The following is a 26,890-nucleotide window of genomic DNA, read 5'->3' as shown; positions in this document are numbered from 1 at the left end:
TAGGTTCGACAGGCTGCCGAATGGTTGCAGCAGGGCTCGATGTGGCGAATGGCGCCGCCGGCCGAGGACCCCGCCGCTTAGTCTTCATGAAAGGAATATCGCCCATCACCACCAGGCGACGAGTCCGTCAGGACTGCTGCATGCCGTACCGGACGAGCGAATGCAGCGCCCAGCTCGTGTACGGATTGATGATGTCGCCATGGCCGCCGATTTTCTTGCCGTCGGAGCCATTCAGCCCGTAGATCCTGTTGTTTCCGTCCAGAGCATACGGATCGGGCGCCGTCTTGATGGGAATCAGCTGTTCGCCCGAATGGCGTGGGCCATAGCCGCCGAGCGCGGCGTAGGGGCTTGGAGAAGGATCCCGAGCGAGGGCATCGATCTTGGTCTCCCCAAGATCGGCCTTGCGGCGCAAGGCATGGTGAAACAGCGTGTGCAATGCAAAATCATGAGAACTGAAGGTGGAGAGAATGGGTGCATGGACCCGCTCTTGCAGGCCGTGGTAGCCCCCTTGCCCCGATTTGCCTGGAAGGCGGTCGGCAAAGGCCAGGTGTGATATCGCCGGCTGCAGCAACAGGGCGGAATGGACCTTTCTGGAGTGTGGCTGGGTGGACTTGAGTGCCGACAACATGACCTTGGCGCCATAGGAATGGCCGACCAGATGGATGCGGGCGGCGCTATTGTCGAGCAGCTGCTGCAAGACCCCGCCAACGCCGGCATGCCCGACCACGCCCGCCCGGTCCTTCATGATTGCGACGGTCAGCAGGCGGATGATGCGCCGGGGATCGAGCACCTTGAAAAAACCATCCTGTATGCGCGTGTCCTTGATCTGCGCGCCGCCATGGCCGGGAGAACCGGCACCCGATTCGCTGGCTTCGATCCAGCTGTCCAGAAGCGCCTGCGGCGCCACGGTTTCGACATGATCTATTTCTCCTTCGGAGTCGGATACCACCTTCGTCATCAGTTCCGCCAGCTGCAGGGCCTGCTGCCGGCCGAGACCGTTCGTCTGTGCCAGCGAATAGAGCGCGCTGCGATCTTCTTCTTCCAGAATATCGGCGACTTCTGCCAGGTCCTGCAAAAAGCGGTCTTCGGGATAATCATCATCCGCTTCGGGTGGGTCCATGTCCATGAAGTCCGGGCCACGTTCCGATTTGCCGAAGACCAGGGCGGTGCTTGGCCAGAAAACACCCACCATCATGGGCTTGTATCCCGCCGGCATGGCCAGGTCGTGGGCCTGGCGCAGCTTTGAATACTCGTCGAAAAAATCCTGATATCTTTTATTCGCACACGTCCAGTCGTTGTTCCATCCGTGGGAAAAGAAAAACACATCGGAAAATTCATGTGCCCTGGATATGATTTCCTTCGCCGTTTCAGGCGATTGGAGCAAGCCCTTTTTGTCGAAACGGACGATATAGAACGGCACATCGATGCCGTCATGCGTGGTCAGGGTTTTGTAGGGTCCCGGACCCAATATCCGACTCATCGAACACCTCCTGTCGTTGAACAACAGCCAAGCATCCGTCATAAATTGACACACCGGGTAAATGGATGCAATAGGGAAAACCCACATCGAACGTGTGGAATGATGGACGAAATGCAGAAGATCCGATCAGAATAGGGCCGGAGCAGGAATATTGTTGATAAATAGTCGTCCCTGAAAAATTCATTTGTCCTGTTTCAGGCCGAATTTCCGGCGATCCGAGGCCACGGATTTCGATAGGGCAGGCAGCCCACCGGATCAACCCAATCGCCTCTTGAGCCCATCATGGGCATCAGGCGTTGAATCTGACGACCAATCCACGCAATAAATCGGCACAAAAATAAAGGGCCGATGCCCTTGCGGGCAATCATGCGCAGCAGCCACTTGATATTGAAGCCTGCCGCGCACAACACCGCATGGATCGCATCACCCGTTTGGCCTTTCAAATGACAGCGATTCATTCCATGATCGCTTTTCAGATGCCCAATGACCGGCTCCACCGCCTGGCGCCGTTTAAGCATTCGGCGCTCCTGGTCGGTGAGACGTTTGAATTTGCCTCGGTGTTTAAGGCTATATTCCGGGATCTCGGCATCAACGCCTCGATAGCCCAGATCCGTGTAGACGGTCTGCGGAGCCACGTCCACCGCCTCCATCAGGATGCGGGACTGCTCCAACTGCTCGGCCAGTGTGTGGCCATCGTACGGATTGCCAGGGAAGCTGCGTGCTCCCACGATCAGATTCCCCTTCAAGGTGGTGACAATGCCCACCTTCACTCCAAACTCATAGGGCGTACGGGCCTTGCCCTTGCTGATGCACTCCACCTCATCGGCGTGCCAGCTGTAGACCTTGTCTTTTCCCTTCACCTTCGCGCCCCGACGGCTCTGAGCCGCGATCTTATGTGCGCGAGCCAATAACGGGTCCAAGGCGTCCTGGATGCTCTGCGCCAGCACTGTCTTGTTGCGCTCAATGTCACGCGCCAGACGGCCCAGAATCGTGCGCTGGCGCTTGATCGTCTTATGCATGCGCCGATACTGCTTGGCATGCGCATAGCGGCCCGCTTTCCTGGCCAGCTCCCGGCCTTCCTTGGCGTAGCTCTGCTTTAACGCAATGCCGTGCGCCTTGGCCGCGCAGGCGATCTTCTGGCGCGCCACCTCCAGCAAACGGCTGTCGGTGGGATGCGCCACCGCCTTGGCTTGCACGGTGCTGTCCACTATCACCGACTGCATCGCCGTGCGCTCGATCAGCCCCAGCTTGATGGCCACCACCAAAGTCTGCACCAGCAGCTCTTCGACGCCTTCCTCACCCAACAGCCCCCGGAATCGGCTGATGGCGCTGGGATCGCACGGCAGGCGATTCTCGAAATACTCCTGCCCCGAAAAATACTGCCAGGTGGGTGCATCGCTCCAGCGTTCGCAGACGCCTTCATCGCTCTCGTTGAAGGTGTGCTTCAGATACAGCAGCGAAATCATCAGCCGCATCGGCAGCCGGGGACGCCCCGCGTTTGAATGGCCGGCCCCTACCACGGCCATCGTCGGGCCAAACAGATCAATATCCTCAACCTGCCGGCCGGTGCGCACCTGACGCGCAAAACGGTGTGCGACAGCCGCCTCCAGTTCCTGCCAAGGAATATGCGTGGCAAGCACCGCCAGGGGTTTACGCAGATCAATCATCTGGTCCAGGCGGCTGCGGAAAAAATCGTCAATCTGGCTCATGCGGTTTCGGGGCAATCTCCCAGAAAATGAGCCCCAGCGGGCTGTTTTTGGGGGATTTGATAGTCTGGAGTGGCTTTATTTTACAATAAAATCAATGAGTTATTTATAATTCAGGGCCGATTAAATATCAAAATTAAAATGAAATGGACCTGTGTCGATGACACGCCTGTTTTCTAACGAAACCCCGGATTCCGATTCATGTGCTGCTTGGCACGAGGTTCCGCGCCGGCAGGTTGGTTACCCTCAATCCATTTTTATCCGGGCATGCGCAACGCTTTCCCGATCGGTTGGTTTCCTGGATCCCGCCTTCGGCAGGGAGCATGATTTCCAAAACAGGAAATCAACAGCCTGTCCACTGTCAGCAAGGTCTGGCAGCGGTATCTCCAGTGGATGGCAGGCTGGGATTCCCGCCATTGGAAATCGCCTCGAAATCGTACTTCGTGCGGGCCGCGGAGATTTTTCAGGGCGACTGGGGCGTTTTCATCCGTTCGTATTTCCCAGTCTGGCGGGGGGATCGGGACGTCTCCAGAATGAGGCTTCCTGTCACCGGAAGCCCGCCATGCCCGATCGGAATGATGCACCGCCTGCCGCCGCTTCTCCTACCGCCGCTTCCGCCGCTGCTGCGGTTGCTCCAGCCGCCCCCGCCGCAGGGGCTACGGATGCTGCCGTTGCCGCTGCCGCTGCCGCCCCTGCCGACGACCACGACAGCCCCTGGAAGGAGGCCCTGGAACTCTTCTTCCGCCAGGCCATCGAACTGCTGGCGCACTCCCTGTACAAGGTCATCGACTGGTCCGTGGCCCCCCAGTTTCTGGACAAGGAACTGCAGGCCCTGGGCGTCCCGGATGGCCCGCCCGGCCATGGGCGCCTGCATGCCGACAAGCTGGTGCGGGTACGCCACAAGGACGGCGCCGACGCCTGGATCCTGGTCCACGTCGAGGTCCAGGGCGGGGGCATGGGCGCTCGCGCCCTGTCCCGGATCGCGCAGCGCATGTACCGCTACAGGACGCGCATCGAACACCGCCACGAAGGCCTGAACGCCCGCGCGGGCCGGGCGCCGCCGGCGCTGTTCAGCCTGGCCATCCTGGTGGCCAGCCGCTCGGGCCCCGATCGCCTGGAATACCGGCGCGAATTCCTCGGCCAGGGTGTGTATTTTTCCTTTCATGCCGTACACTTGTCCCAGTGGCTGGGCCGCTGGAGCGAGCTGGAATCGCTGGCGCGCACGAACCCGTTTGCCGTGGTGATCATGGCGCAGCTGCAGGCCCTGCGGTATCGGACCGGGGCGCAGCGGCTGGAGCCCACCGTCTCGCTGGTGCGGCTGCTGTACGGATACGGCTACGACCGGGAACACATCCAGCCGCTGCTGCGGCTGATCGAATGGATGCTGCGGCTGCCTGCGCAGCAGGAGCCGGCCTATCTGGCGGCGGTGGAACGCCTGGAACAGGAGCGCAAGATGAGCTACGTGACGATCGCCGAGCGGCTGTATACGCAAAGAGGCGTGGAAAAGGGCCGCACCGAGGGCCAGGCCGATCTGCTGCTGCGCCAGATCCAGCGCCGCTTCGGGGCGGTGGATGCCGCCGTCGAGCAACGCATCCGCACCGCCGGCGCGGACGATCTGGAAGCCTGGTCGCTGAACATCCTCGACGCCACCACCCTGGAAAACGTATTCCGCGGCTGAGCCGCGTTTGATCGCCGTCAATGAGTCGGCTCTTTCCAGTCCGGCCTGCTTGAATTCCAGTACGAGAAAACCCATATTGAAAGCATGGGCTGGATGGTGTAGTCCATTGCTGTCCGGCCTGCTTTCCATGGCTGATCGCATTTGGAGGTTCGATATGGCAAATCATCTGACACGTTTCAATCCGTTCGGGGATCTGGCTGGTTTCGAGAGCCTGCGGGGCCTCGATGATTTCTTCGGACGCTTCCCGCTCGCCTCCTCCTTCGCAGGCCGGGGCGACGAGCCGCGCCTGAACATCGACGTGACCGAAACGGAACAGGCCTATGCCGTCAAGGCCGAAGTCCCCGGCGCCCGCAAGGAGGACATCAAGGTTTCGCTCGAGGGCAATGTGGTGTCCATCCGCGTGGAAAAGACGCGGGAAGACGTGGAAAAGGAGGGCGAGACGGTGCTGCGCCGTGAGCGCTATCACGGCGTGCAGATGCGCCGCTTCAGCCTGGGCCACGACATCGACGCGTCCGGCGCGACCGCCCGCTGCACGGACGGCGTGCTGGAACTGACGCTGCCCAAGAAGGCGAGTGCCCAGGGCGCCAGGCAGCTGGACATCCAGTAGACGGCGCTTCCTCGGACGCAAGGGCGGTGCGGCCTTCGGGCCGTACCGCCCTTTTTGCGTCCGCCTTGCATCCGCCGACGCCCGTTTCGCGGCAACCCCATCACGGCAGCCATGTCACGGCAGCCACATCACGACAGTTGCATCCCGGCCGCCACATCGCCGCCGCGTCCCGGGAACGGCGCTTGCGGCTACCCGAGGTCCGATTGATCGACTCGGGAGACCGGCATGAAAGCACAATCGAAATCCCAGCAACAGGCGGCGGGCATCGCCCTGGCCGCCAAGCACGGCGACAAGAAAGTCAGCGAACTGAAGGGCGCTTCCAGGTCCATGTACGAATCCATGGACGAAAAGGAGCTGCGGGAACTGGCCAAGACCAAGACCCGGGACAAGCCCGAGCACAAAGGGGACTGACATGCCGACGATCGTGGCCGCAAAGTTCGACACCTTTCCCGACGCCGAGCGCGCCGTCGAGAAACTGCACGCGCACGGCTTTCCCGGAGAAGACATCTCGACCTTCTACATCAATGGCGAGACGCTGGCCGAGTCGCACGGCTCCGATCACGTTCCCCGGACGAGCGAACGGGAAGCCGTGACCGCTGCCGCCGGCATGGGGCTGGTGTGCGCCGTCGTGGGAGGCTTTTTGGCCTGGCAGTTCACGCATGTCGAGGTGATGGCCGTCGCGGGCGCGGGCACCGGCGGGTATGTGGGATCGCTCTGGGGCGGCCTGTGGGTGACGGACAGGCGCGCACGCGCCTATGCGCGCCAGCGCGCGCGTGAGCGTGCGGATGCCGCGCCCAGCGTCCACGGGCCGGGCGCCTTGCTGGTGCTGCATGTGGCGCCGGAGCGCGAAGAAGAAGCGTGCGCCTTGTTGCGCGAGGCGGGCGGCCACAGCCCCGGCCGCGCGCGGGGGCGGTGGCATGAGGGCAAATGGGAGGAACTCGACCTTCCCGAGCAGCGCGAACCCCGCGATGAACCGCCTTCCGAACCGGTGGCGGGCACGCGGGACTATTAGTGCCCGCCTACATGATCTGCAGGTCATAGTTGACGCTGCGCACGCCGGGCACCTGCTGGGCGGCCTGGACGGCGCTTTGCGCCGCCGCCTTGCTTTCCACCGTGCCGCGCAACGACACGATTCCCTGCAAGGTGCCGACCTGCAGGTTCGAGGTGCGCAGGTCCGGTATGGCCGTCAAGGCGCTGATGACGTTGGCGTTGATGACCGCGTCCTGGCTGTTCACGACCGTCACGCCGCCTGTCGTGCCTTGTACGACCGTCACGCCGCTTGCCGTGCCTTGATAGTGGGTCTGCCCGGTGATGGCGGCGTCGCCCGGTTCGTCGCCGGACACGTTTTCATAAGGGGAGTGGTTCGGCGCGACGCATGCGGCGAGCGTCAGCGTTGCGGCGCTCAGTATCAACGCGGGCAGCAATCTGTTTTGATGGATCATGGTGGCCTCCGTCAGGAATGGAAGAGGGCCCGGGTGCGGGCTTGCGGAAACATCAGCAAGCCGCATGCCGGCCCGTCCACGGCAAGGCGGAGCGCTGGCCGGCCCCGGTCCGCAAGCACGCGGCCTGCGGACCGGCTTTGCGTGCCGGTCAGGCCATGGCGACGTAGAAGGCCACGCCTTCGTAGCTGAAGCCGTCGATGAGCTTCACGCTTTCCATTTCGGAGACGCTGGCGGTGTAGAAATGCGTGCCGGTCTCCTCGTTGACGAAGCGGTAGAGCTCCGTCGTGTCGGCGGCTTTCTTGCCGTAGGCATAGAAGGCGGTTCCTTCGTCCTGGAAAGCGCCGTTCAATTCCCGCAGGTGCTGGGCTTCCGCGACGTCGGCCGTCAGCACGTGGTCGCCCGTCGCGGGGTTGAAGAAGCGGTACACGCTCACGAGATTGGCGTTGTCCACCACATTGCGCGCATAAGCCACGCCCTCGAACTGGAAATCGCCGGATTGCAGGACCGCCGTCGCTTCATCGTTGTTGGACGTGAAGAAATGAATGCCCATGTCGGCGTTGAAGAAACGGTATACCTCCGGTGTCAGCTCGTTCAGCTTGCCACCGAAGTCCGCGAAAGCGGCATATTCGATGTTCAGCAGGGTGTCGGTGCCGTCCGCGCCGGTGGAGTCGTGGACCGTGTATTCCCGACCGCCAAGGTCGTAGTTGAGTTGGTAGTCGGAGAATTTCCCCGTGAAATAGACGCGATCCTGGCCGGCGCCGCCATCCAGGTAGTTGTTCGCCGCGTTGCCGATGAAGGTGTCGTTGCCGGCGCCCGTGATGGCGTTCTCGATCACGACGTCGTGGGCGATGGCCAGGTTGTTGGTCATGCCGTTGACCGAGGAATAATGTCCGTCGCGCAGGTCCACGTCGCTTTCGGTGGACCAGCCGCTGAGATTCAGGGTGTCGGTGCCGCCGCTGTCGTAGAGCGTTAGGATGGGATGCAGGTTGACGGTGAAATCGTAGATCGACGCCGTGGCGCCTTTCACCGTGGAACCGAACCCGTACACCGTATCGTCCGCGCGGGTGACGGCCGCCCCGTACATGGCCTGGATGACCATGATGTCGTTCAGCATGGGCGTCTGGGGCGAGTAGATGTGGCCGTCGCTGCCCATCCAGTCGGCCCAGGCGACCTGGCCCTGGCCGCGGTCCATATTGGGCCCGTAGTAGGACATGATCGACAGCATGGTGCTGTCCTGGTAGGACGAAGGGCCGTCGTCGTCTGCGCCGTTGTAGTCCCCCATGTGGTTCAGCCCCAGCGCGTGGCCGATTTCGTGGATGAAGGTAACGAAGCCGTATTCTCCCACCTCGGGATTCTGCAGGTTCGAGTACAGGGAGGAGAACCAGACGCTGCCGGTCGGGGGGTAGTATGCGTGGGCGAATTCGATCCCGGTGTTCGTGTTGCCGAATTCGATGTCGGACTGGCTGATGGCGCCCGGCGTGAGGGTGGGCACGATGAGTTCGTTCCACAGCGCCATGCCCAGCTCGATCAGGGACTGCTGGGTCGCGTTCAGCGGCGAGAAGCCGGCGTCCTCGCCATTCCGGAAGTTCGCCTGGAGCTGGCTGCTGAGCTGCGGGAAGGTGTAGGTGATGACAGGTTGCGCCCATTTCTGGCCGCTGTACATCTGGTTGAATACTTGTTGGTCGGTCCACTGTGGGAGGGCCATGCGAGTTCCTTTCAAGTCTCTTTACGGTACATTTTGTAAAACTTATTCCTTGCAAGGTCATTCTATCCGGAAATCGGCGGAAAAGAACACGGGAAGCCGGCTTCTGGCGCGTGTTGCGGATAGACGGGCGGCCGGGGCTGCTATTCGGACAGCGGCCGGAAAAGCTGTTTGGAAAGGTGGTGGTCCGGAAGAAGTGATGGCCCGGATCGCGCAGCGCATGTATCGCTACAGGACGCGCATCGAACACCGCCACGAAGGCCTGAACGCCCGCGCCGGGCGCGCGCCGCCGGCGCTGTTCAGCCTGGCCATCCTGGTGGCCAGCCGCTCGGGCCCCGAACGCCTGGAATACCGGCGCGAGTTCCTCGGCCAGGGTGTGTATTTTTCCTTTCATGCCGTACACTTGTCCCAGTGGCTGGGCCGCTGGAGCGAGCTGGAATCGCTGGCGCGCACGAACCCGTTTGCCGTGGTGATCATGGCGCAGCTGCAGGCCCTGCGGTATCGGACCGTGTCTTCCGGCAGTCTCCCGGTAGAATGACCCTTCACCCCTCAACGACCGGAGCCTGCGACATGCGCCTCATCATTGCCCTGCTGCTTCCCTGGCTGGCGTTCTTCACCATCGGCCGCCCCATCTCGGGCATCATCTGCCTGATTCTCCAGATCACGCTGATCGGCTGGATCCCGGCGGCGATTTGGGCGGTCTACGCCCTCAGCCAGTACAACACCGACAAGAAGATCGAAAAGGCGATGGGCGGCCGTGCCTGATTCCCGGCCCGACGCAGCGGCCGCCCGTGAGGCCGATCCCGAAGCCTGGCGGACTCTGGTGGCCGCGCTGGATCTCCAGCCGCATCCGGAAGGCGGGCATTACCGCGAGGTCTTCCGGTCGGATCTGCGGGTGCCGTTCCAGGGGGCGCAGCGCAGCGCCGGGACGTCCATTTATTATCTGCTGGCGCAGGGCGCCCATTCGGCCTGGCACCGCATCGATGCCGACGAGGTCTGGTGCTTCCATGCCGGCGGCGCCCTCGATCTGCATGTGGTGCTGCCCGATGGCGGCCTGCTGACGCATCGGCTGGGCGATCCCCTGCGCCATCCGGGCGCGGTGTACCAGGCGGTGGCGCCCGCGGGCTGCTGGTTTGCGGCGGAGCTGTCCGACCCGGACGCCTTCGTGCTGGCCGGCTGCGTCGTGGCGCCCGGCTTCGATTTTGCCGGCTTCCGGCTGGCGGCCGAGGCGGATCTGGCCGATGCCGTCAGCCGCCATGGCGGCTGGATCCGGCGCCTGCTCGGGCCGGCCGGCTGACGAGCGCCACGCCGTTGCGGTCTCCCCCCCACAGCGCCAGAACCTTCGCTGCCAGCGTTTCGGCATCCTCCCGGCCGTCCGTGTCCAGCATGCGTCGCTCAGCGTCGCGCCGCGCCAGCGACAGCACGGTTTCGTTCACGCGCGCGTCGTGCACCAGCACGTCGGCCTCGTTCAGGGCCCGCAGTGCGTTCAAGGTGAGGCTGCCCGGGTCGTCGGGGCACGCATCGATCCAGACCAGGCGGCGTTCCGGCGGTGGTTCGGCCGCGGCGCCGTCCAGGCGGGCGAGCAGCGCGCCGTGCGCCCGGCCGGTGTCGCCGGCGCGCAGGTGCGCGAGGACGGGGCCGTCGTACAGCCAGTCGTAGAAGCGCCGGCGCGCCCCGGGATCGGGATAGGCGCGCCGGATGGCGGGGCGGTGATCGCCGGCCAGCCGGGCCAGGGATCCCAGCGCGGGGTCGAACAGGGCTTCCATGCGTTCGCGCAGGCGCCGGGCCAGGACCGGCGCGGTGCCGCCCGAGGAGACGGCGATGGTCAGGGGTGCGCGGTCGACGATGGCCGGCACCTGGAAGGACGACAGGGCGGGATCGTCGACGACGTTGGCCAGGATGCGGCGGGCGTCCGCCGCCGCCTTGACGCGGGCATTGAGCGCGCGGTCGCCGGTGGCGGCGACGGCCAGCCAGGCGGATTCCAGCCAGTCCTCCTGGAACGGACCCGTCAGGTGCGCGAGGCGGCCCTCGGCGGCCCAGGCCCGCAGCGTGCGGGTCAGCCGCGGCGCGCCCACCCGCACCGCGGCGCCGCAGTTCAGCAGGGCGCGCGCCTTGCGCTCGGCGACGGGGCCTCCGCCCACGACCAGGACCGCGCGGCCGGTCAGGTCGGCGAATAGGGGGTACAGGGCCTTCATGCGGGGCAGGCCAGGGGGCTGGCGGCTGGGCGGGCGTCCCGGCCGGGAGCGGGGATCGCGCCGGCGGGGACGGATGCGCGGTCCGCCGGCGCCTCTCCGGGATGGCCAGTCCCGTGTTCCGGGGGGACTTCCGCCCAGGGCACGCGCGCCGGATCGGCCAGGGCCACGGCCGCGCCGACCACGATGAGGCAGGGCGAGTCCAGGCCCGGGTGACGGACGGCGTCGGCCAGGCGGGCCAGCGTGCAGCGTACGGCCTGCTGGCGCGGGGTGGCGCCCTGGGAGATCAACGCGGCCGGCGTCGCGCCGGGCAGGCCATGCAGCATCAGTTCCGTGCCGATGCGCCCGGCCTGGGCCAGGCCCATGTAGAACACCAGGGTGCGCTGGCGGTCAGCGGCCAGGGCGGCCCAGTCCGGCGCCGGGGCGCCCTCCTGGCGATGGGCGGCCACCAGGCAGACGCCGGCCGCCAGGTCGCGGTGCGTGAGCGGGATGCCGGTGGCCGCCGCGCAGCCCGAAGCGGCGGTGACGCCGGGCACCACCGTCACGGAGATGCCCCGGGCCCGCAGGAATTCCAGTTCCTCGCCGCCGCGCCCGAAGATGAAGGGGTCGCCGCCCTTCAGGCGCACGACGGCGCGGCCGGCCCGGGCGTGCGCGGCCAGCAGGGCGTGGATGTCTTCCTGCGGCATGCTGTGCCGGCCGGCCCGCTTGCCCACCGGAATCCTGAGCGCGTCGGAGCGGCAGTGGTCCAGCAGTCCGGCGGCGGCCAGGCTGTCGTGCAATACCACGTCGGCGGCCCGCAGGGCGCGCAGGCCGCGCAGCGTGATCAGGTCCGGGTCGCCGGGGCCGGCGCCCACCAGCCAGACGTGGCCGGATGCCGGTGCGGCCGCCGGGATGGAGCCGTTCGCCCGGGCCGGACGCGGGGCGGCCGCGTCCGGCGGGGATTCATGCGGTGGTTTCGGACGCATGGTCGGCCTCCAGGGGGTGGATGGTTTCGGGGCGGCCGACGCGCAGGACGCCGTCGGCGTCCATGCGCAGCGGCCAGCGGCGCACGCGCACGCGCTCGTCTTCCAGGCACTGGCCGGTGTCCAGGCGGAAATGCTGCTTGTACATGGGCGAGGCGACGACCGGATGGCCCTGGAGTTCGCCGACGATGCCGCGCGCCAGCACGGCCGCGCCGCAGAAGGGATCGACGTGGTCGAGGGCGAACGGGCCGGCATCCGTCAGGAACACGGCGACCTGCGCGCCATGGGCGCGGACCGCGACGCCGGCGTCCGGGATCAGGTCCTCCAGGCGGCAGACGGGCTGCCAATCGGCGTCCGTCGCGCCGTCTTGGACAGGCGCGTCGCCGGCTGTGGCGGAGCCGAGCTGGAACGGCTCCGGGAGCCGTGGCGTGCCGTACGGGATGGACTGATGATCGGCGCCCTTGGCGCGGCGGTGGGTCGATGGCTTCATGGCGTTCTCCTTCCGTTCGCCTTCATTCGGCCGGGGCGGCCAGCGCCGCGCGTTCGCGCACGGTGGCCGGGCGCGGCTGGCCGCGCTCCTGCACGTGGACGATGTGTTCGTCGGGCGCGTCGCTGTTGATCAGGGAGCGGAAGCGGCGCAGGGCCCGTTCGTCCTTCAGGGTGGCGGCCCATTCGCATTCGTAGGCGTCCACCAGGGCCTGCATCTGCGCCTCCAGCTCCGCACCCAGGCCCAGGCTGTCGCGCACGATCACGTCCTTCAGGTAGTCCAGGCCGCCTTCCAGGCTTTCGCGCCAGGCGGCGGTGCGCTGCAGCTTGTCCGCCGTGCGGATGTAGAGCATCAGGAACCGGTCGATCAGGCGGACCAGGGTGTCGCCGTCCAGGTCCGAGGCCAGCAGTTCCGCGTGGCGCGGGCGCATGCCGCCGTTGCCGCAGACGTACAGGTTCCAGCCCTTCTCGGTGGCGATCACGCCCACGTCCTTGCTCTGGGCCTCGGCGCATTCGCGCGTGCAGCCCGAGGCGGCCATCTTGATCTTGTGCGGCGCGCGCAGGCCCCGGTAGCGCTGCTCCAGGCGGATCGCCATGCCCACCGAATCCTGCACCCCGTAGCGGCACCAGGTGCTGCCCACGCAGGACTTGGCCGTGCGCAGGGCCTTGCCGTAGGCGTGGCCGGACTCGAAGCCGGCGTCGACCAGCTCGCGCCAGATCGCCGGCAGCTGTTCCAGCCGCGCGCCGAACAGGTCGATGCGCTGGCCGCCGGTGATCTTGGTGTACAGGCCGTGCTTGCGGGCGACCTCGCCGATGACGATCAGCCTGTCGGGCGTGATTTCCCCGCCCGGGATGCGCGGCACCACCGAGTAGGTGCCGTCCTTCTGCAGATTGCCCAGGTAGGCGTCGTTGCTGTCCTGCAGGGGCGCGTGCCTGGGCGACAGCACGTATTCGTTCCAGCACGAGGCGAAGATCGACGCCGCCACGGGCTTGCAGATGTCGCAGCCGCGGCCGGTGCCGTGGCGGGCGATCAGGGTCCCGAAGTCGCGGATGCCGTTGACGCGGACGAGGTGGTAGAGCTCCTGCCGGCTGTGGCGGAAGTGTTCGCACAGGCTGCGGTCCACGGCGATGCCGCGGCGCTGCAGTTCGCCGTCCAGCACCTGCTTGACCAGGGGCACGCAGCCGCCGCAGGTGGTGCCCGCGCGGGTGCGCGCCTTCAGCTCGCCCAGGGTCGTGCAGCCCTCGGCGATGGCGCCGCACAGGGCGCCCTTGCTGACCTGGTTGCAGGAACAGATCTGCGCCGTGTCGGGCAGCGCGTCCACGCCCAGCGCCGGCGCGGCGCCGGCCTGCGGCGCGATCAGCGCGGCGGGCTGCGCGGGCAGGTCCAGGCCATTGCTGAAGTACTGGTCCAGCAGGCCGAAGGCCCCGGTGTCGCCCACCAGCACGGCGCCGCGCAGGCGCTTGCCCTGCGGATCCATGACCAGCTTGCGGTACGTGCCGGCCAGCGTGTCCTCGAACACGCAGCTGACGCTGCCGGGCGCGCGGCCGTGGGCGTCGCCGATGGAGCCGACCTCCACGCCCAGCAGCTTGAGCTTGGTGCCGGGCAGGACGCCCCGGAAGACCGGCGCGTCCCGGCCCAGCAGGTGGGCGGCGCAGGCCCGCGCCATCTCGTAGCCGGGCGCCACCAGGCCGAAGGTGCCGCCCCGCCAGCTGGCGACTTCGCCGATGGCATAGACGGCGGGGTCGGAACTGCGGCAGTGCTCGTCGATCACGACGCCGCCGCGCTCGCCGATCACCAGGCCGCAGTTGTGCGCCAGGCGGTCGCAGGGGCGGATGCCGGCGGAAAAGACCACCATGTCGGTTTCCAGGAAATCGCCGTCCGAGAATCGCAGGCGGTGGCGCGCGCGCAGGCCGCCGCCGATGGCCGAGGTCATCTTCGCGGTGTGCACGTGGATGCCCAGGGCCTCGATCTTCGTGCGCAGCAGGCGCCCGCCGGGCTCGTCCAACTGCGCCGCCATCAGGTGGGCGGAAAACTCGACGACGTGGGTCTCCAGGTCCAGGCCGCGCAGGGCGCGGGCGGCTTCCAGCCCCAGCAGACCGCCGCCGATGACCACGCCGCGCCGGCTGCCGGCGGCGCAGGCGCGGATGGCCTCCACGTCCTCCAGCGTGCGGTAGGGCAGGCAGCCGGGCCGGTCCGCGCCCTCGATGGGCGGGATGAAGGGGTTGGAGCCCGTGGCGATGACCAGCTTGTCGTAGGGATGGAACTGCTCGTCCGACACGTGGACGCGGCGCCGCTTGCGGTCGATCCAGGCGGCTCGTGTGCCGCGCAGCACGGTGACGCCATGTTCGCGGAGGAAATTCTCGTCGGCCAGCGCCAGGTCCTGCGCCTTCGCGCCATCGAAGCACTGGCTGAGCCGCACCCGGTCGTAGGCCAGGCGCGGTTCGCCGCAGAGCACGGTGATGGCGTAGCCGTGCGCTTCGCGCGCCAGTTCTTCCAGTAGGCGGTGGCCGACCATGCCGTGGCCGATGACGACCAGGCGCGGCGCGGCGTGCGGGCCCGCGGCGGCGGCGGGAAGGTCGTGGGGATTCATGGTTCGCTCCAGGAAAATCCGGTGGTGGGTCGGGGCTCAGGGTCGGAGCTCAGGGCTCAGGGCCGCGCGGCGGGCGCGTCCAGGATCGGCTGCGTGCCAGTCTCGCGGCCGGCCGTTGCGCCGGGCGGCGACGCAGGCGCAAGGGCGTGGCCGGCCAATGACGCGGGCGATAGCGTGGGCGATGGCGTGGGCAGTGGGACGGGCACTGGCGCGGGCGAGGCCGCCCGGTAGGCGCCGGCCACGAAGACGGCGCCGCCGACGATGTTCCCCAGCGTCACCCACGCCAGGTTCCAGGCCATGCCGCCCAGGCTCACGGTGTCGGGGTGATGGCCGATCAGGGCCAGCAGCAACAGCGTCATGTTCGCCACGCTGTGCTCGTAGCCGCTGGCGACGAAGGCCAGCAGGCACCAGGAAATGACGATGCAGCGGGCGCTGTCCGAGGACACGCGGGCGGACATCCAGACCGCCAGGCACACCAGCCAGTTGCACAGCACGGCGCGGGCGAACAGGCTGGCGGCGGCGCCGTTCATCTTGTGCGCGGCGGCGTCCATCAGCAGGCCGCGCGGGTCGTCCAGCAGCCCGCCGCCCCCGCCCAGGGCGAACAGGCCCGCCAGCACGGCGGCGCCGCACAGGTTGCCGACCCAGCTCACGCCCAGGACCGAGGCCGCCTCGGCCCAGCTCCCCTGGTCCCGGTAGCGGCGCAGCGCCATGACCAGGGTGTGCCCGGTGAACAGTTCCGCGCCGGCGATGACGACGAGGATCAGCGCGATGCCGAAGGCGGTCCCCATGACGAGCGGGCGCAGGTCCGGCGGCGCGTGGCTGCCCAGGGTGAGGATCAGGATGATGCCCAGGCCGATGTAGGCGCCCGCCAGCATGCAGCCCACGAAAAAGCCGAGGGGCGCGCGGCGCAGCAGCGCGAGCTTGGCGTTGCCGGCCTTCACGAAGCCGTCGATGGTGTCGTCGTACATGGTGCTCTCCCGGTCGATGAAAGGTCTTCATCGAGGATCAAGCAATTCATGTGCCAACTTTTCGGAACGCGGCCGGGAAGGCTTGCGCTGCGCGCGCGAGGCCCGGGCGGCGGGGCGGGGCGCCGGCATGCGCGGGGAGGGAGGGTGCGCCAGCCAGGCGGGCCGGCAGGGTCGCCGGCGGGGCGGTCCGCGAGGGGCGCCCTGCGCCGATGCGGTGCCGCGATGCACCATGGGACGCGGAGGAGCGGCCGCGATGGTGCGGGGGTGCCGGCCATGCTTCAGGATTGAATGATCGGCGGGAGCCGCGCGCACCGGTGTGAGCGAAAGCGCCAGCGGCCCCGGCGGTCCCGCCGTCCTCAGCGGACGAACAGCCGGTAGACCAGCCGCTGGAGCCGGCGGCCGTAGGGCGGGTAGATCAGGCGCGTGGCGTTGAACCGCTGCCGGACGAACACGCCCTTGGCCTGGCTGAAGGCGAGAAAGCCCTCGCGGCCGTGGTAGTGGCCCATGCCCGACGGCCCGATGCCGCCGAAGGGCAGGTCGTCCTGGGCGACGTGCAGCAGCGTGTCGTTCAGGCAGGCGCCGCCGGAATGCGTCCGGGCGAGCACGTGGCGCTGTTCGGCCCGGTCGTAGCCGAAGTAGTACAGGGCCAGCGGGCGCGGCCGCTGGTTGATGTAGGCCAGGGCATCCTCCAGGCGGGCCGCGCCCATCCCGTGCCGGAGCGCGATGGAATGTCGGTAGAATGTCCCTCCCATTCCTCATTCTTCATCGTCCGGCTCATCGTCCGGCGCGGCGGATCCCGCGCCGGCCCGGATGGACAGGGACACGCATGGCGGACCTGATCGAAATCCCCCCGGCCGACGGCCTGCGCATCGCGCTGGCCTACGCCACGGCCGGCAACCTGACCGGCCGGCCGGTCTACGCGCCCGGCGCCCGCTGCGCCCTGCGGCCGGCCGCGGCGGACTGCCTGCTCCGCGCGGCGCGCGCGGCGCGGCGGGCGGGCCTGGGCCTGCTCGTCTACGACGCCTACCGCCCGGCGGCGGCCCAGGCGGTGTTCTGGCGGATGCTGCCCGATCCGCGCTACGTGGCCGACGCGGCCCAGGGGTCGAACCACACGCGCGGCGTGGCGGTGGACGTGGGGCTGCTGGACGCCGGCGGCGCGCCCCTGGACATGGGCACGGATTTCGACGACATGCGCGACCAGTCGCACCACGACCGCGACGACCTGCCGCCCGCCGTGCAGCGCAACCGCCACCTGCTGCTGGGCATCATGCTGCAGGCCGGTTTCCGTTCGATCCCGACGGAGTGGTGGCACTACGAATTGCCCGACGCGCGGGAATATGCGTTACTGCCGGAAAGCGACATGGTCCGGGTCGTCTCGGACTGAGCGATGGGCCGGTCCCGCGCGGACCGGCCGCACGGGCGGGCGTGGCCCCGTGGGGGTCCAGGCGTCCCGCCGACGGGATGTTCATTGGACGGAGGCGATATGCAATCCACGATTCAAACGGGAATCCGCCGCGCCCTGATGGCGGCGGCGATGGGCGCGGGGGCCTGTCTCCTGGCGGGCGGGGCGCTCGCGGCGACGCCGCCCGATACGCTGGTGATCGGCAAGCCGGCCGATCCCCAGACGCTGGACCCGGCCATCACGATCGACAACAACGACTGGACGGTCACCTACCCGGCCTACCAGCGCCTGATGCGCTACAAGCAGGCCGACGGCCAGGGCTCGACCGAGGTCGAGGGCGATCTGGCGGCCAGCTGGTCGGCCTCGCCGGACAGCCTGGTCTGGACGTTCGTCTTGCGCGACGGCCAGCAATTCGCCGACGGCACGCCCGTGGATGCCCAGGCGGTGAAGCTGTCCTTCGAGCGGCTGCTGGCGAAGAAGCAGGGGCCCTCGGAAGCCTTCCCCGCCGACATGAAGATCGACGCCGTGGACGCGCGCACCGTGCGCTTCACGCTGCAGAAGCCCTTCGCGCCGTTCCTCTACACGCTCGCCAACAATGGCGCGTCCATCGTCAATCCCAAGGCCATGCAACGCGACGACGCCGACGCCTGGCTGTCGGGCCACACGGCGGGCTCCGGACCCTATCAGCTGGTGTCCTGGCAGAAGGGCCAGTCGCTGGTGCTGGAGCGCAATCCGCATTACGCCGGCTCGAAGAAGCCCACGCTGGACAAGTTCGTGGTGAAGATCGTGCCGGAATCTTCCGCGCGCCGCCTGCAGCTGCAGAAGGGCGACCTGGACGTGGCCGAGGAACTGCCGGTGGACCAGCTCCAGGCCCTGAAGAAGGACAAGGCCGTGCGCGTGGCGGAATTCCCGTCGCTGCGGGTGACCTACCTGTACCTGAACAACGCCCAGGGGCCGCTGCAGAACGCGGATCTGCGCCGCGCCGTGGTGGCCGCGCTGGACTACCAGGGCATCGTGGATGGCATCATGATGGGCCAGGCCAAGCAGATGCGCGGCCCGATCCCCGAAGGCATGTGGGGCCATGACGCCGATCTGCCCCTGCCGAAGCAGGACGCGGCGGCGGCCAAGGCGCTGGTGGAAAAGGCCGGCGGGGTGAAGTCGCCGCTGCTGCTGCGCTATTCCACCCAGGACCCCGCCTGGGAGCCCATCGCCCTGACGGTGCAGGCCAATCTCACCGCCGTCGGCGTGCCGGTCAAGCTCGAAAAACTGGCCAACGCCACCCTGCGCGAAAATCTGGGCCAGGGCAATTTCGACATCTCCATCGGCAACTGGAGCCCGGACTTCGCCGATCCCTACATGTTCACCAGCTACTGGTTCGATTCGGACAAGAAGGGCCTGGCGGGCAACCGGTCCTTCTATTCCAACCCGCAGGTGGACCAGTGGCTGCGCGAGGCCGCCACGCTCAGCGACCAGGACAAGCGCGTGGCGCTCTACCGGCAGGTCCAGGAACAGGTCGTGAAGGACGCGGCCTACGCCTACCTGTACCAGAAGAACTACCAGGCCGGGCTGGGGGCGAACGTCAAGGGCTTCGTCTTCAACCCCATGCTGGAGCGCGTGTTCAACGTCGCCGACATGACGAAGTAGGCATGGGCGAACGGCGTGGAAGGGTCTCGCGGGCCGGCCGCGGGCGGCGCCGCCCGGCGGACGAGGGCATCGCATGAACACGTCCTGGCTGTCCGTGGTGCGCCGCCGGCTGGCCAGCCTGGTCTGGGTGGTGATCGGGGTGTCCCTGATCACCTTCGCCATTTCCCACCTGGTGCCCGGCGACCCGGCCCGCCTGGTGGCGGGCGACCGCGCCACGCCGGAAATCGTCGCCCACATCCGCGCGCAGCTGGGCCTGGACCTGCCCCTGCCGCAGCAGTACCTGCGCTACATGGGGCAGCTGCTGCAGGGCGATCTCGGCACCTCGATCCGCACCCACCGGCCGGTGCTGCAGGACATCGCCGCCTTCTTTCCCGCCACGCTCGAACTCGCCCTGGTCGCCCTGCTGCTGGCGACGCTGCTGGGCATCCCGCTGGGCGTGCTGTCGGCGGTGTACCGCAACCGCTTCATCGACCACCTCGCCCGCACGCTGGCCGTCACGGGCATCTCCACCCCGGCCTTCTGGCTCGGACTGGGCCTGATCGTGGTGTTCTACGGCGAGCTCGGCTGGCTGCCGGGGGGCGGCCGCATCGACCAGGGCCTGTCGCCCCCGCCGGGCATCACCGGCCTGTACCTGATCGACGCGGCGCTGGCGGGCGACTGGGTCGTCTGGCGCAGCGCGCTGGAACACATGATCCTGCCGGCCCTGACGCTGGGCTTCGTGCACCTGGGCGTGGTGGCGCGGCAGGTGCGCTCGTCCATGCTGGAACAGCTGGGCGAGGACTACGTGCGCACCGCCCGCGCCTACGGCCTGGACGCCTGGACCGTGGTGGTGCGCCACGCCCTGCCCAACGCGCTGATTCCTTCCGTGACCGTGCTCGGCCTGGCCCTGGGCGACCTGCTGTACGGGGCGGTGCTGACGGAGACCGTGTTCGGCTGGCCGGGCATGGGCGCCTATGTGGTGGACTCGATCCAGGCGCTGGATTTCCCGGCGGTGATGGGCTTCGCCGTGGTGGTGTCCTTCGCCTACGTGATCCTGAACCTGCTGGTGGACCTGCTGTACCGGCGCCTCGATCCGCGCATCCGGGAGGTCGGCTGATGCGCTACCTGCTGTACCAGCTGCGCCGCAGCCCGCTGATGCTGCTGGGGCTGGCGATCCTCGCGGCGGTGGGGCTGGCCGTGCTCCTGGCGGACTGGGTGGCACCCTACGATCCCGAGCGCATCGACCTGGTGCACCGGCTGGCGGCGCCGTCGGCGGCGCACTGGTTCGGCACCGACGAGGTCGGCCGCGACATCTTCAGCCGCGTGCTCCACGGCGGGCGCCAGTCCATCGGGGTGGGGCTGTTCGTCGCGGGCTGCGCCAGCATGGCCGGCGCCGTGATCGGCTGTTTCTCCGGGATCGTGGGCGGCCGCTTCGACGGCTTGGTCATGCGCGCCATGGACGTGGTGCTGTCGGTGCCCTCGCTGGTGCTGATCATGGCGCTGGCGGCGGCGCTGGGCCCCAGCCTGTTCAACGCCATGCTGGCGATCACCCTGGTGCGCATCCCGTTCTACGTGCGCCTGGCGCGCGGCCAGACGCTGGGCATCCGCGAGATGGCCTATGTGCAGGCGGCCTGGACCTTCGGCGCGACGCGGCGCCACGTGGTGCGCTGGCACGTGGTGCGCAACGCCGCCTCGCCCATCGTGGTGCAGGCCACGCTGGACATCGGCGGGGCGATCCTGATGGCGGCCGCGCTGGGCTTCATCGGCCTGGGCGCGCAGCAGCCCACCGCCGAATGGGGCGCCATGGTGGCGACGGGCCGCAATTTCCTGCTGGACCAGTGGTGGTACACCGTCACGCCGGGCTGCGCGATCCTGGTGACGGCGCTGGCCTGCAACCTGGTGGGCGACGGCGTGCGCGACCTGCTGGACCCGAAGTCGAGGGCGAAATGAGCGCGGGCCGGCCTGATCCGTCCAGCGCGCGGCGCTCCGGCCCGGGCCGGCCGGCGGGCGTCCTGGATCGTGGGAACCCCGACGGCGGCGCCGCAGCCGAACCCGTTCTGGACATCCGCGGCCTGTCGCTGGAATTCCCCGTCTTCGGCGGCGCGGTCCGGGCGCTGGGCGGCGTCAGCCTGCGCGTCATGCCGGGCGAGATCGTCGGCGTGGTGGGCGAGTCGGGTTCGGGCAAGTCGGTCACCGCCATGGCGGCGCTGCGGCTGCTGCCCCCGGGCGGCTACCGCGTCACCGGCGGCAGCCTGCGGCTGTGCGGCGAGGACGTGCTGGCCGCGTCCGAAGCGCGCATGCGGCAATGGCGCGGACGCCGCGCGGCGATGATCTTCCAGGAGCCGATGACCGCGCTGAATCCGACCCGGCGCATCGGCGATCAATTGACCGGCGTGCTGCGCGCGCACCATCGCCTGGGCCGGCGCGAGGCCGTGGAGCGCGCCGCCGCGCTGCTGCGCGACATGATGATCCCCGACCCGGCCCGGACGCTGCGCGCCTATCCCTTCGAGCTGTCCGGCGGCATGCGCCAGCGGGTGATGGCCGCGATGGCGTTTTCCTGCGATCCGGCGCTGCTGATCGCCGACGAGCCCACCACCGCGCTGGACGTGACCGTGCAGCGCCAGGTGCTGCAGCTGCTGCGCCACCGGGCGCGCGAGCGCGGCGCCGCGATCCTGTTCATCACCCACGACATGGCGGTGGTGTCGCAGTTCTGCGACCGTGTGTACGTCATGTACGCCGGCACGGTGGTCGAGCAGGGGCCGACCGCCCGGGTGCTGCGCGCGCCGCGCCATCCCTACACGCGCGGCCTGCTCGACGGCCTGCCGGAGCGCGCCGCGCCCGGCGCCGACCTGGCCTCGATCCCGGGCCGGGTGCCGGACATGCGCCGGCCGCCGCAGGGCTGCGTGTTCTTCGATCGCTGCGCCTACGCCGACGCGGCCTGTCGCCAGCGGCCCGAACTGCGGCCCGTGGCCGACGCGCAGGAGCGCCGGGTGGCCTGCTGGCACCCCCTGGGCCCGGACCCGGACCCGGCCGCGCGGGCCGCGGGAGACGCATGATGCCGATCGATGGAGCGAATGGGGCTGAAATCCCCTCGGCGGGCGTGGCGGACGCAGCACCGGGCACCGTGCCGGAGGCGCCGGTGCTCGATGCCCGCGAGATCCACGTGCGCTTCCCCCTCGCCCGCGACTGGCGCGGGCGGGCGGTGCGCCATGCCCACGCCCTGAACGGCGTCAGCCTGCAGGTGCGGCGCGGCGAGGCCTTCGGCATCGTCGGCGAGTCCGGCTGCGGCAAGAGCACGCTGGCGGCCGTGCTGATGGGCCTGCTGCGGCCCACCGGGGGCGAGCTGCGGCGCCTGCCGCGCGCCGACGGCCGCCGGACCGACGTCCAGATCGTGTTCCAGGATCCGCAGTCCTCGCTGGATCCGCGCCTGCCCGCCTGGAAAGTGATCATCGAGCCGCTGGTGGCCGCGGGCCGCCGAGGGGCCGCGGCATGGCCGCGGGACGGGGGAGCGCCGCCGGCCGCCGGGCCGCGGGGCCGGAACGGTGCGGTCCGGCGCGGCCGCATGGACAAGGCCGCCCTGCGCGCGCGGGCCGATGCTCTGGCCCTGCGGGTGGGCCTGCGGCCCGAGCAGCTCGACCGCTACGTCCACGAGTTTTCCGGGGGGCAGCGCCAGCGGATCGCCATCGCCCGGGCGCTGGCGACGGAGCCGGACGTCATCGTGCTCGACGAGCCCACCTCCGCGCTGGACGTGTCCGTCCAGGCGCAGATCCTGAATCTGCTGCGGGAACTGCGCCGCGCGCACGGCCTGACCTACGTGCTGATTTCGCACAACGTGTCGGTCGTGCGCTACCTGTGCGACCGGGTGGCGGTGATGTACCTGGGCCAGGTGGTCGAGCAGGGCCCGGCCGCCGACGTGCTGGAATCCCCGCGCCATCCCTACACGCGCGAGCTGCTCGACGCCGTGCCGCGCCTGGACCGGCCCTGGCCCGAGGACGCCCCCGCGGCCCCGGCCGAACTGCCCGGCAACGTCGTCCTGCCGCAGGGCTGCTTCTTTCGCGGCCGCTGCCCCTGGGCGACGGCCGGCTGCGAGCGGCCCCAGGCGCTGCTGGCCCGGCCCGGCGCGCCCCAGCACGCCTACCGCTGCCACGTGGCGGGGCAGCAGGCTTCAGTGCGTCAGGCTTCCGAGGGGTCTTGAAGGGTCATTTGCCGCATGATGCGGTCGGCCAGTTTCTGGAAATCCTTCTTGGCGTCCAGGACGGCGCCCGCATGGCTGCCGATGGCGCCATCGGCGGACGTCAGCTTGAAGATCGGCTTGCGGCGTTCCTGGGCCATGGGGATGAGACTGCGATAATGCTTGATCGTGGCCAGGCAGTAGGGATCGTCCTGCTGACGCATGTCGGGAACGGGCGGTTCACCGAGAATGGCTTCGCGGTAGACCGCCGGGATGCGCTGCACCCATTTGTCATAGGCCTGCGCGGGACGATCCAGCCGGACGCTGTGCTGCTGGCAGAGATAGCCGAGGGGCTGCATACGGCCCGCCGGCAGATCGAAGTCCGGGTATTCCGCCTTTTCACGACTGGAATTCCAGTTGTCCAGGCGCTTTTGCCACAGGTTTTTCCATTGACGCAGCGTGGGGCCGAGATTGCTGAGGCCCTGCAGGGAAAACAGGTCGGCGCCCAGGGGGATGATGACGTAGTCGGTCGCTAGCAGGACGGACCTGTTGATGGCGCCCAGATTGGGACCAATATCCACCAGGACGAGGTCGGCCTTGGCGGTTTTGGCGGCCATTTGCATGACTTGCCAGAAAGCGCTCAGGATGCGCATGGGACGATACAGGTTGTGGTCGCCCATGCTGTTGGGCCATTCCGTGGAAAGCAGATCCTCGTAGCTGGAAAGAGCCACGTCGCCGGGCATCAGGTGCAAATCCGGCGTGATGCGCTGCAGCCGGGGCCTGGCGATATCGCCTACGCCCGCCAGGGGCTTGACGCATTCGTAGATGGTGGCGCCGGCGGTCTTCCGGTCCCAGATCTTTTCGATCCGGTCTTCGTCCAGGAAGGCCGCCGTCAGGTTGGCCTGGGGATCGAGATCGGCGGCCACCACGCGCTTCCCCTGGCCGGCATATGTCCAGGCCAGATGGTAGATGAGCGAGGTCTTGCCGACGCCGCCCTTGTTGTTGAAGAACGTCAGTACGGGCGTCATGGATTTCGTTTGCCGGGCAGCGTGCAGGCCACCATGCTGGGGCTGATGTCGAATACAGGCGGCGGGTTGCCGTTTTTTTCCATTTCCTGCCGCGCGATGGCGATGCCCCGTCCGAAGGCCTGGATGAAGCCGAAGACCTTCAGTGCGTCCGCGATATTGGGGTTGCGGTAGTCGGTGATGCCGGGGCGGCCGAAATTCTCCGGAGTGACGTTGCCGTAGGGGCCTCCGGGGCTGTGGATTTCAATCCGGTCATTGAACCAATAGATTCGGATCGGAGCGTTGGTGCCTTCGTAGGTGCGGTGCAGGACGGCGTTGTAAAGAATCTGCTGCAAGGCCGCCTGGGGGTAGGGCGAGTCTTTTCGGTGCGTGGGAGCGGACAGGATGTCGAAGGCGATCCGGTTGTGCGCCTTGAGCTTTTCTTCGGCTTGCCTGAGCATTTCGACCAGGGCTCCGCCGATCCGGGCTTCGTCGATGACGGGGTCGGTCAGGCGTGTGCCGTCGATCCGCAGGAACTGGATGCTCGCGCCCGGCAGGAAATCCTGAGGCGCCTTGCCGATGGACAGCAGGCCGAGGATGGTCGGGGTGGCGTCGTCCGGGGATACGATCATCCGGCAGGATGCCAGCCTTTCTGCGTAGGTGCGGTGGTTTGCCTCCAGGACGTCGTCCGCGAATGCCTGGGGCAGGTATTCGGTCTCGAAGATGACGCGCGACAGGTCATCGAGGCTGGCGGGCGGCACCGGATACAGATCGAACGGCAGGTTCTTGTAGCGCCGTTTCTCAGTCAGGATTCGTTCTTCCTGGGCGTTGGCGATGGCTCGACGCGGGCCCGTGCGAATCCAGATGCGGCCGTCGTACTTGACGGGGGGCATGTCCGAAGGCTGAACGATGACGACGGCCATGGCGGAGCCGTCCAGGATGCGCTTTTCGACTGACAGCACGGGAAGCGGCAGGATGTTGCCATCCGTTTTCATGTCCGCCAGGGCGAGCAAAAGCCGGTCGCTGATATCCAGGCCGCTGGCCGTGCCATCGTCCCGGGCGCCAATGAACAGGACGCCAGGAGCGTTGTGGCCGGGCAGGTCGTTCGCAAAAGCGCACACGGCTTGCCGGGCTTTTTTCGGGACGTCGCCCTTGAAAGATTCCTTTCGTTCTACCCGATCGGATTCCAGGTCGCGGAGAAGAGAGAGCAGCGCGTCGTCGCTCAGATGTTGCATGCGTATCCTTTTTTCCGCTAGGACATCCCGAGGCAGAAAAGCCTCCGTCTGGAGAGGATGGCGAGCCCAGGGCGCGGCGAGCAGACTTGCTTGATGCGCCTGGAGGGCCGAGCCGTATGCCGCGTTATTCTCCTTCCATTATAGAGAGGTCGTCCAAGGGGGATGCGGGTCCGCTTGCGTGTGCGATCGGCTCATTCCGCGCGGCCCGGGTTCTGGAAATATTCCCGCGTCAGCTTCACCACCAGCGGGCTGAGCAGGATCAGCGAGATCAGGTTGGGCAGCGCCATCAGGCCGTTCAGCGTGTCGGCCAGCAGCCAGGCGAAGTCCAGCTGGCTGATGGCGCCGAACGGAATCACCAGGACCCAGACGATGCGGTAGGGCAGGGTCGATTTCGTGCCCAGCAGGAATTCCCAGCACTTCTCGCCGTAGTAGCTCCAGCCCAGGATGGTGGTGAAGGCGAACACCACCAGCGACAGGGTCAGGATGGTGCCGCCGATGCCCGGCATGGAAACCTCGAAGGCGCTGGCCGACAGGGCCGCGCCGCTGGCGCCGCTGCTCCAGACGCCGGAGCACACGATGGCCAGGCCGGTGATGCTGCAGATGATGAGGGTGTCGATGAAAGTGCCCATCATGCCGATCAGGCCCGATTGCACGGCATTGGTGGTGGTGCCGGCCGCCTGGGCGATCCCGGCCGACCCCAGGCCGGCCTCGTTGGAAAAGATCCCGCGCGCCACGCCGTAGCGGATGGCGGCCATGACGGCGGCGCCCGCGAAGCCGCCGGTGGCGGCGATGGGCGAGAAGGCGTGCGTGAAGATCAGGTCCAGGGATTCGGGGATGCGCTCGGCGTTGACGGCCAGCACCACCAGGCCGGCCAGCACGTAGGCCACGCACATGAAGGGCACCAGGGATGCGGCGACCGCACCGATGCGCTTGATGCCGCCCAGGATCACCAGGCCGATCAGGACCATGGTGACCACGCCGGTCACCCACAGCGGGATGGCGAAGGCCGATTCCAGGGCCTGGGCCATGCTGTTGACCTGGACCATGTTGCCAATGCCGAATCCGGCGAAGCCGCCGAAGACCGCGAACGCCACGCCCAGCCACAGCCATTTGCGGCCCAGGCCGTTCTTGATGGCATACATGGGGCCGCCCGCGTGCTCGCCGCGGTCGTCCTTTTCGCGGAAATGGACGGCCAGCACCACTTCGCAATACTTGGTGGCCATGCCGACCAGGGCCGTGCACCACATCCAGAACAGGGCGCCCGGGCCGCCGACGGCGATGGCGGTCGCCACCCCGGCGATGTTGCCGGTGCCGACGGTGGCGGCCAGGCACGTCATCAGCGCCTCGAAGGGGCTGATCTCGCCGGTGGCGGTGTCGCCCCGGTGGCGGCCGCGCCAGATCATGGCGAAGCCGGTACCGATGCGCCGCAGCGGCATCAGCTTCAGGATCATCATCAGAAAGAAACCCGTTCCCAGGATGAGAACCAGCATCGGCGGCCCCCATACCAGGCCGTTGATCTGGTTGACGAGCTCGTTCAGGAATTCCATGGTTAAAACACCCCTCAGTGCAGAAATTGCGGGAATGCTAACACCGTGGTTTTAGGTGAAACGCCTAAAATTCCTGGACAAACAGGAAAACTTC

The 26,890-nt window shown here is 67.8% G+C and carries 26 protein-coding genes; 13 read left to right on the top strand and 13 right to left on the bottom strand.

Translation table 11 applies throughout. The annotated features are described in order from the left end of the window. Positions 1-127 precede the first annotated feature (127 nt). Both BN940_RS17665 and BN940_RS17660 read right to left on the bottom strand, forming a co-directional pair. A complete protein-coding gene (locus BN940_RS17665) occupies positions 128-1,480 on the bottom strand; it encodes a hypothetical protein (RefSeq protein ID WP_148305007.1) in 1,353 nt (450 codons plus the stop codon). Positions 1,481-1,674: 194 nt separating this feature from the next. After that, complete coding sequence (locus BN940_RS17660; RefSeq protein ID WP_148304855.1) at positions 1,675-3,189, bottom strand: IS5 family transposase; 1,515 nt, start codon at positions 3,187-3,189, stop codon at positions 1,675-1,677. Between the two features lie 559 nt (positions 3,190-3,748). Here BN940_RS17660 and BN940_RS18730 point away from each other — a divergent pair. The 4 genes from BN940_RS18730 (at position 3,749) to BN940_RS17640 (ending at position 6,483) form a co-directional block, all read left to right on the top strand. Next, positions 3,749-4,864 (top strand): DUF4351 domain-containing protein, encoded by a 1,116-nt coding sequence (locus BN940_RS18730; RefSeq protein WP_158386321.1) that lies wholly within the window; start codon positions 3,749-3,751, stop codon positions 4,862-4,864. A gap of 154 nt (positions 4,865-5,018) precedes the next feature. Beyond that, positions 5,019-5,471: an Hsp20/alpha crystallin family protein gene (locus BN940_RS17650; RefSeq protein WP_043685256.1), complete on the top strand. Its 453-nt coding sequence runs from the start codon at positions 5,019-5,021 to the stop codon at positions 5,469-5,471. A 225-nt stretch (positions 5,472-5,696) separates the two neighbouring features. Further along, positions 5,697-5,882 carry a DUF3008 family protein gene (locus BN940_RS17645; protein WP_043685254.1) on the top strand — a complete coding sequence of 62 codons (186 nt, stop codon included), beginning with the start codon at positions 5,697-5,699 and terminating at the stop codon, positions 5,880-5,882. Position 5,883: 1 nt separating this feature from the next. Beyond that, on the top strand, positions 5,884-6,483 hold the full coding sequence (locus tag BN940_RS17640) for a hypothetical protein (RefSeq protein WP_043685251.1): 600 nt from the start codon (positions 5,884-5,886) through the stop codon (positions 6,481-6,483). Positions 6,484-6,490: 7 nt separating this feature from the next. Here BN940_RS17640 and BN940_RS17635 read toward each other — a convergent pair whose 3' ends face one another. Both BN940_RS17635 and BN940_RS17630 read right to left on the bottom strand, forming a co-directional pair. Beyond that, positions 6,491-6,913, bottom strand: coding sequence for a BON domain-containing protein (locus BN940_RS17635; protein ID WP_158386319.1), 423 nt, complete (start codon positions 6,911-6,913; stop codon positions 6,491-6,493). Positions 6,914-7,061: 148 nt separating this feature from the next. Continuing rightward, on the bottom strand, positions 7,062-8,618 hold the full coding sequence (locus BN940_RS17630; RefSeq protein WP_043685245.1) for a M10 family metallopeptidase C-terminal domain-containing protein: 1,557 nt from the start codon (positions 8,616-8,618) through the stop codon (positions 7,062-7,064). Between the two features lie 196 nt (positions 8,619-8,814). Here BN940_RS17630 and BN940_RS17625 point away from each other — a divergent pair, with 196 nt between their 5' ends. The 3 genes from BN940_RS17625 to BN940_RS17615 are packed head-to-tail and all read left to right on the top strand — an operon-like array spanning position 8,815 to position 9,912. After that, positions 8,815-9,153: a hypothetical protein gene (locus BN940_RS17625; RefSeq protein WP_043685243.1), complete on the top strand. Its 339-nt coding sequence runs from the start codon at positions 8,815-8,817 to the stop codon at positions 9,151-9,153. A 32-nt stretch (positions 9,154-9,185) separates the two neighbouring features. Beyond that, on the top strand, positions 9,186-9,380 hold the full coding sequence (locus BN940_RS17620; RefSeq protein WP_043685241.1) for a YqaE/Pmp3 family membrane protein: 195 nt from the start codon (positions 9,186-9,188) through the stop codon (positions 9,378-9,380). After that, positions 9,373-9,912: a cupin domain-containing protein gene (locus BN940_RS17615; RefSeq protein WP_338075598.1), complete on the top strand. Its 540-nt coding sequence runs from the start codon at positions 9,373-9,375 to the stop codon at positions 9,910-9,912. The genes BN940_RS17620 and BN940_RS17615 overlap by 8 nt, the downstream gene beginning before the upstream one ends. Here BN940_RS17615 and BN940_RS17610 read toward each other — a convergent pair. The 6 genes from BN940_RS17610 to BN940_RS17585 form a co-directional block, all read right to left on the bottom strand. Beyond that, positions 9,863-10,810, bottom strand: a complete 948-nt coding sequence (locus BN940_RS17610) for a precorrin-2 dehydrogenase/sirohydrochlorin ferrochelatase family protein (RefSeq protein WP_052356000.1) — start codon at positions 10,808-10,810, stop codon at positions 9,863-9,865. The two genes, BN940_RS17615 and BN940_RS17610, sit on opposite strands and share 50 nt — an antisense overlap. Beyond that, entirely contained in the window at positions 10,807-11,772 is a 966-nt protein-coding gene (gene cobA, locus BN940_RS17605; protein WP_084330778.1) for a uroporphyrinogen-III C-methyltransferase, read from the bottom strand. Before cobA ends, BN940_RS17610 begins: the two co-directional genes overlap by 4 nt. Next, positions 11,750-12,259 (bottom strand): nitrite reductase small subunit NirD, encoded by a 510-nt coding sequence (gene nirD, locus BN940_RS17600; protein ID WP_084330777.1) that lies wholly within the window; start codon positions 12,257-12,259, stop codon positions 11,750-11,752. The genes cobA and nirD overlap by 23 nt, the downstream gene beginning before the upstream one ends. Positions 12,260-12,281: 22 nt before the next feature. Beyond that, on the bottom strand, positions 12,282-14,846 hold the full coding sequence (gene nirB / locus BN940_RS17595; protein WP_052355999.1) for a nitrite reductase large subunit NirB: 2,565 nt from the start codon (positions 14,844-14,846) through the stop codon (positions 12,282-12,284). A gap of 56 nt (positions 14,847-14,902) precedes the next feature. Continuing rightward, a complete protein-coding gene (locus BN940_RS17590) occupies positions 14,903-15,814 on the bottom strand; it encodes a formate/nitrite transporter family protein (RefSeq protein WP_084330776.1) in 912 nt (303 codons plus the stop codon). Between the two features lie 356 nt (positions 15,815-16,170). Then, positions 16,171-16,566 (bottom strand): aldehyde dehydrogenase family protein, encoded by a 396-nt coding sequence (locus BN940_RS17585; protein WP_198408279.1) that lies wholly within the window; start codon positions 16,564-16,566, stop codon positions 16,171-16,173. A 74-nt stretch (positions 16,567-16,640) separates the two neighbouring features. On the opposite strand from BN940_RS17585, the gene ddpX reads away from it, so the two are divergent. From ddpX to BN940_RS17555, 6 genes are all read left to right on the top strand, one after another. Further along, a complete protein-coding gene (ddpX, locus tag BN940_RS17580) occupies positions 16,641-17,198 on the top strand; it encodes a D-alanyl-D-alanine dipeptidase (RefSeq protein ID WP_043685236.1) in 558 nt (185 codons plus the stop codon). A 99-nt stretch (positions 17,199-17,297) separates the two neighbouring features. Continuing rightward, positions 17,298-18,860 carry an ABC transporter substrate-binding protein gene (locus BN940_RS17575; RefSeq protein ID WP_043685233.1) on the top strand — a complete coding sequence of 521 codons (1,563 nt, stop codon included), beginning with the start codon at positions 17,298-17,300 and terminating at the stop codon, positions 18,858-18,860. A 73-nt stretch (positions 18,861-18,933) separates the two neighbouring features. Beyond that, positions 18,934-19,956 (top strand): ABC transporter permease, encoded by a 1,023-nt coding sequence (locus BN940_RS17570; RefSeq protein WP_043685230.1) that lies wholly within the window; start codon positions 18,934-18,936, stop codon positions 19,954-19,956. Then, positions 19,956-20,789, top strand: coding sequence for a D,D-dipeptide ABC transporter permease (gene ddpC, locus BN940_RS17565; RefSeq protein ID WP_043685227.1), 834 nt, complete (start codon positions 19,956-19,958; stop codon positions 20,787-20,789). The genes BN940_RS17570 and ddpC overlap by 1 nt, the downstream gene beginning before the upstream one ends. Beyond that, positions 20,786-21,895 (top strand): ABC transporter ATP-binding protein, encoded by a 1,110-nt coding sequence (locus BN940_RS17560; protein ID WP_084330775.1) that lies wholly within the window; start codon positions 20,786-20,788, stop codon positions 21,893-21,895. The genes ddpC and BN940_RS17560 overlap by 4 nt, the downstream gene beginning before the upstream one ends. After that, entirely contained in the window at positions 21,892-23,034 is a 1,143-nt protein-coding gene (locus BN940_RS17555; RefSeq protein WP_242404233.1) for an oligopeptide/dipeptide ABC transporter ATP-binding protein, read from the top strand. Before BN940_RS17560 ends, BN940_RS17555 begins: the two co-directional genes overlap by 4 nt. Here the strand turns inward: BN940_RS17555 and BN940_RS17550 are convergent. The 3 genes from BN940_RS17550 to BN940_RS17540 all read right to left on the bottom strand — a co-directional run bounded on the left by BN940_RS17550 (position 23,013) and on the right by BN940_RS17540 (position 26,796). After that, a complete protein-coding gene (locus tag BN940_RS17550; RefSeq protein WP_043685224.1) occupies positions 23,013-24,038 on the bottom strand; it encodes a ParA family protein in 1,026 nt (341 codons plus the stop codon). The two genes, BN940_RS17555 and BN940_RS17550, sit on opposite strands and share 22 nt — an antisense overlap. After that, positions 24,035-25,249 carry an ATP-binding protein gene (locus BN940_RS17545; RefSeq protein WP_043685221.1) on the bottom strand — a complete coding sequence of 405 codons (1,215 nt, stop codon included), beginning with the start codon at positions 25,247-25,249 and terminating at the stop codon, positions 24,035-24,037. The genes BN940_RS17550 and BN940_RS17545 overlap by 4 nt, the downstream gene beginning before the upstream one ends. Positions 25,250-25,440: 191 nt before the next feature. Next, a complete protein-coding gene (locus tag BN940_RS17540) occupies positions 25,441-26,796 on the bottom strand; it encodes an alanine/glycine:cation symporter family protein (RefSeq protein ID WP_043685218.1) in 1,356 nt (451 codons plus the stop codon). Positions 26,797-26,890: the final 94 nt, after the last annotated feature.

Source organism: Castellaniella defragrans 65Phen, assembly GCF_000612685.1.
In the GTDB taxonomy this organism is placed as follows: domain Bacteria; phylum Pseudomonadota; class Gammaproteobacteria; order Burkholderiales; family Burkholderiaceae_B; genus Castellaniella; species Castellaniella defragrans.
The sequence above is the reverse complement of the archived record's forward strand: the minus strand, read 5'-3'. Positions and strand labels throughout refer to the sequence as shown.

Coding starts and splice junctions, on each gene's coding strand:
- cobA (WP_084330778.1), bottom strand. CDS start 11,772: ATGCGTCCGAAACCACCGCATGAATCCCCGCCGGACGCGGCCGCCCCG.
- nirD (WP_084330777.1), bottom strand. CDS start 12,259: ATGAAGCCATCGACCCACCGCCGCGCCAAGGGCGCCGATCATCAGTCC.
- ddpC (WP_043685227.1), top strand. CDS start 19,956: ATGCGCTACCTGCTGTACCAGCTGCGCCGCAGCCCGCTGATGCTGCTG.
- BN940_RS17630 (WP_043685245.1), bottom strand. CDS start 8,618: ATGGCCCTCCCACAGTGGACCGACCAACAAGTATTCAACCAGATGTAC.
- BN940_RS17625 (WP_043685243.1), top strand. CDS start 8,815: ATGGCCCGGATCGCGCAGCGCATGTATCGCTACAGGACGCGCATCGAA.
- ddpX (WP_043685236.1), top strand. CDS start 16,641: ATGGCGGACCTGATCGAAATCCCCCCGGCCGACGGCCTGCGCATCGCG.
- nirB (WP_052355999.1), bottom strand. CDS start 14,846: ATGAATCCCCACGACCTTCCCGCCGCCGCCGCGGGCCCGCACGCCGCG.
- BN940_RS17560 (WP_084330775.1), top strand. CDS start 20,786: ATGAGCGCGGGCCGGCCTGATCCGTCCAGCGCGCGGCGCTCCGGCCCG.
- BN940_RS17540 (WP_043685218.1), bottom strand. CDS start 26,796: ATGGAATTCCTGAACGAGCTCGTCAACCAGATCAACGGCCTGGTATGG.
- BN940_RS17590 (WP_084330776.1), bottom strand. CDS start 15,814: ATGTACGACGACACCATCGACGGCTTCGTGAAGGCCGGCAACGCCAAG.
- BN940_RS17635 (WP_158386319.1), bottom strand. CDS start 6,913: ATGATCCATCAAAACAGATTGCTGCCCGCGTTGATACTGAGCGCCGCA.
- BN940_RS17645 (WP_043685254.1), top strand. CDS start 5,697: ATGAAAGCACAATCGAAATCCCAGCAACAGGCGGCGGGCATCGCCCTG.
- BN940_RS17570 (WP_043685230.1), top strand. CDS start 18,934: ATGAACACGTCCTGGCTGTCCGTGGTGCGCCGCCGGCTGGCCAGCCTG.
- BN940_RS17585 (WP_198408279.1), bottom strand. CDS start 16,566: ATGGGAGGGACATTCTACCGACATTCCATCGCGCTCCGGCACGGGATG.
- BN940_RS17555 (WP_242404233.1), top strand. CDS start 21,892: ATGATGCCGATCGATGGAGCGAATGGGGCTGAAATCCCCTCGGCGGGC.
- BN940_RS17650 (WP_043685256.1), top strand. CDS start 5,019: ATGGCAAATCATCTGACACGTTTCAATCCGTTCGGGGATCTGGCTGGT.
- BN940_RS17575 (WP_043685233.1), top strand. CDS start 17,298: ATGCAATCCACGATTCAAACGGGAATCCGCCGCGCCCTGATGGCGGCG.
- BN940_RS18730 (WP_158386321.1), top strand. CDS start 3,749: ATGCCCGATCGGAATGATGCACCGCCTGCCGCCGCTTCTCCTACCGCC.
- BN940_RS17620 (WP_043685241.1), top strand. CDS start 9,186: ATGCGCCTCATCATTGCCCTGCTGCTTCCCTGGCTGGCGTTCTTCACC.
- BN940_RS17550 (WP_043685224.1), bottom strand. CDS start 24,038: ATGACGCCCGTACTGACGTTCTTCAACAACAAGGGCGGCGTCGGCAAG.
- BN940_RS17545 (WP_043685221.1), bottom strand. CDS start 25,249: ATGCAACATCTGAGCGACGACGCGCTGCTCTCTCTTCTCCGCGACCTG.
- BN940_RS17665 (WP_148305007.1), bottom strand. CDS start 1,480: ATGAGTCGGATATTGGGTCCGGGACCCTACAAAACCCTGACCACGCAT.
- BN940_RS17640 (WP_043685251.1), top strand. CDS start 5,884: ATGCCGACGATCGTGGCCGCAAAGTTCGACACCTTTCCCGACGCCGAG.
- BN940_RS17660 (WP_148304855.1), bottom strand. CDS start 3,189: ATGAGCCAGATTGACGATTTTTTCCGCAGCCGCCTGGACCAGATGATT.
- BN940_RS17610 (WP_052356000.1), bottom strand. CDS start 10,810: ATGAAGGCCCTGTACCCCCTATTCGCCGACCTGACCGGCCGCGCGGTC.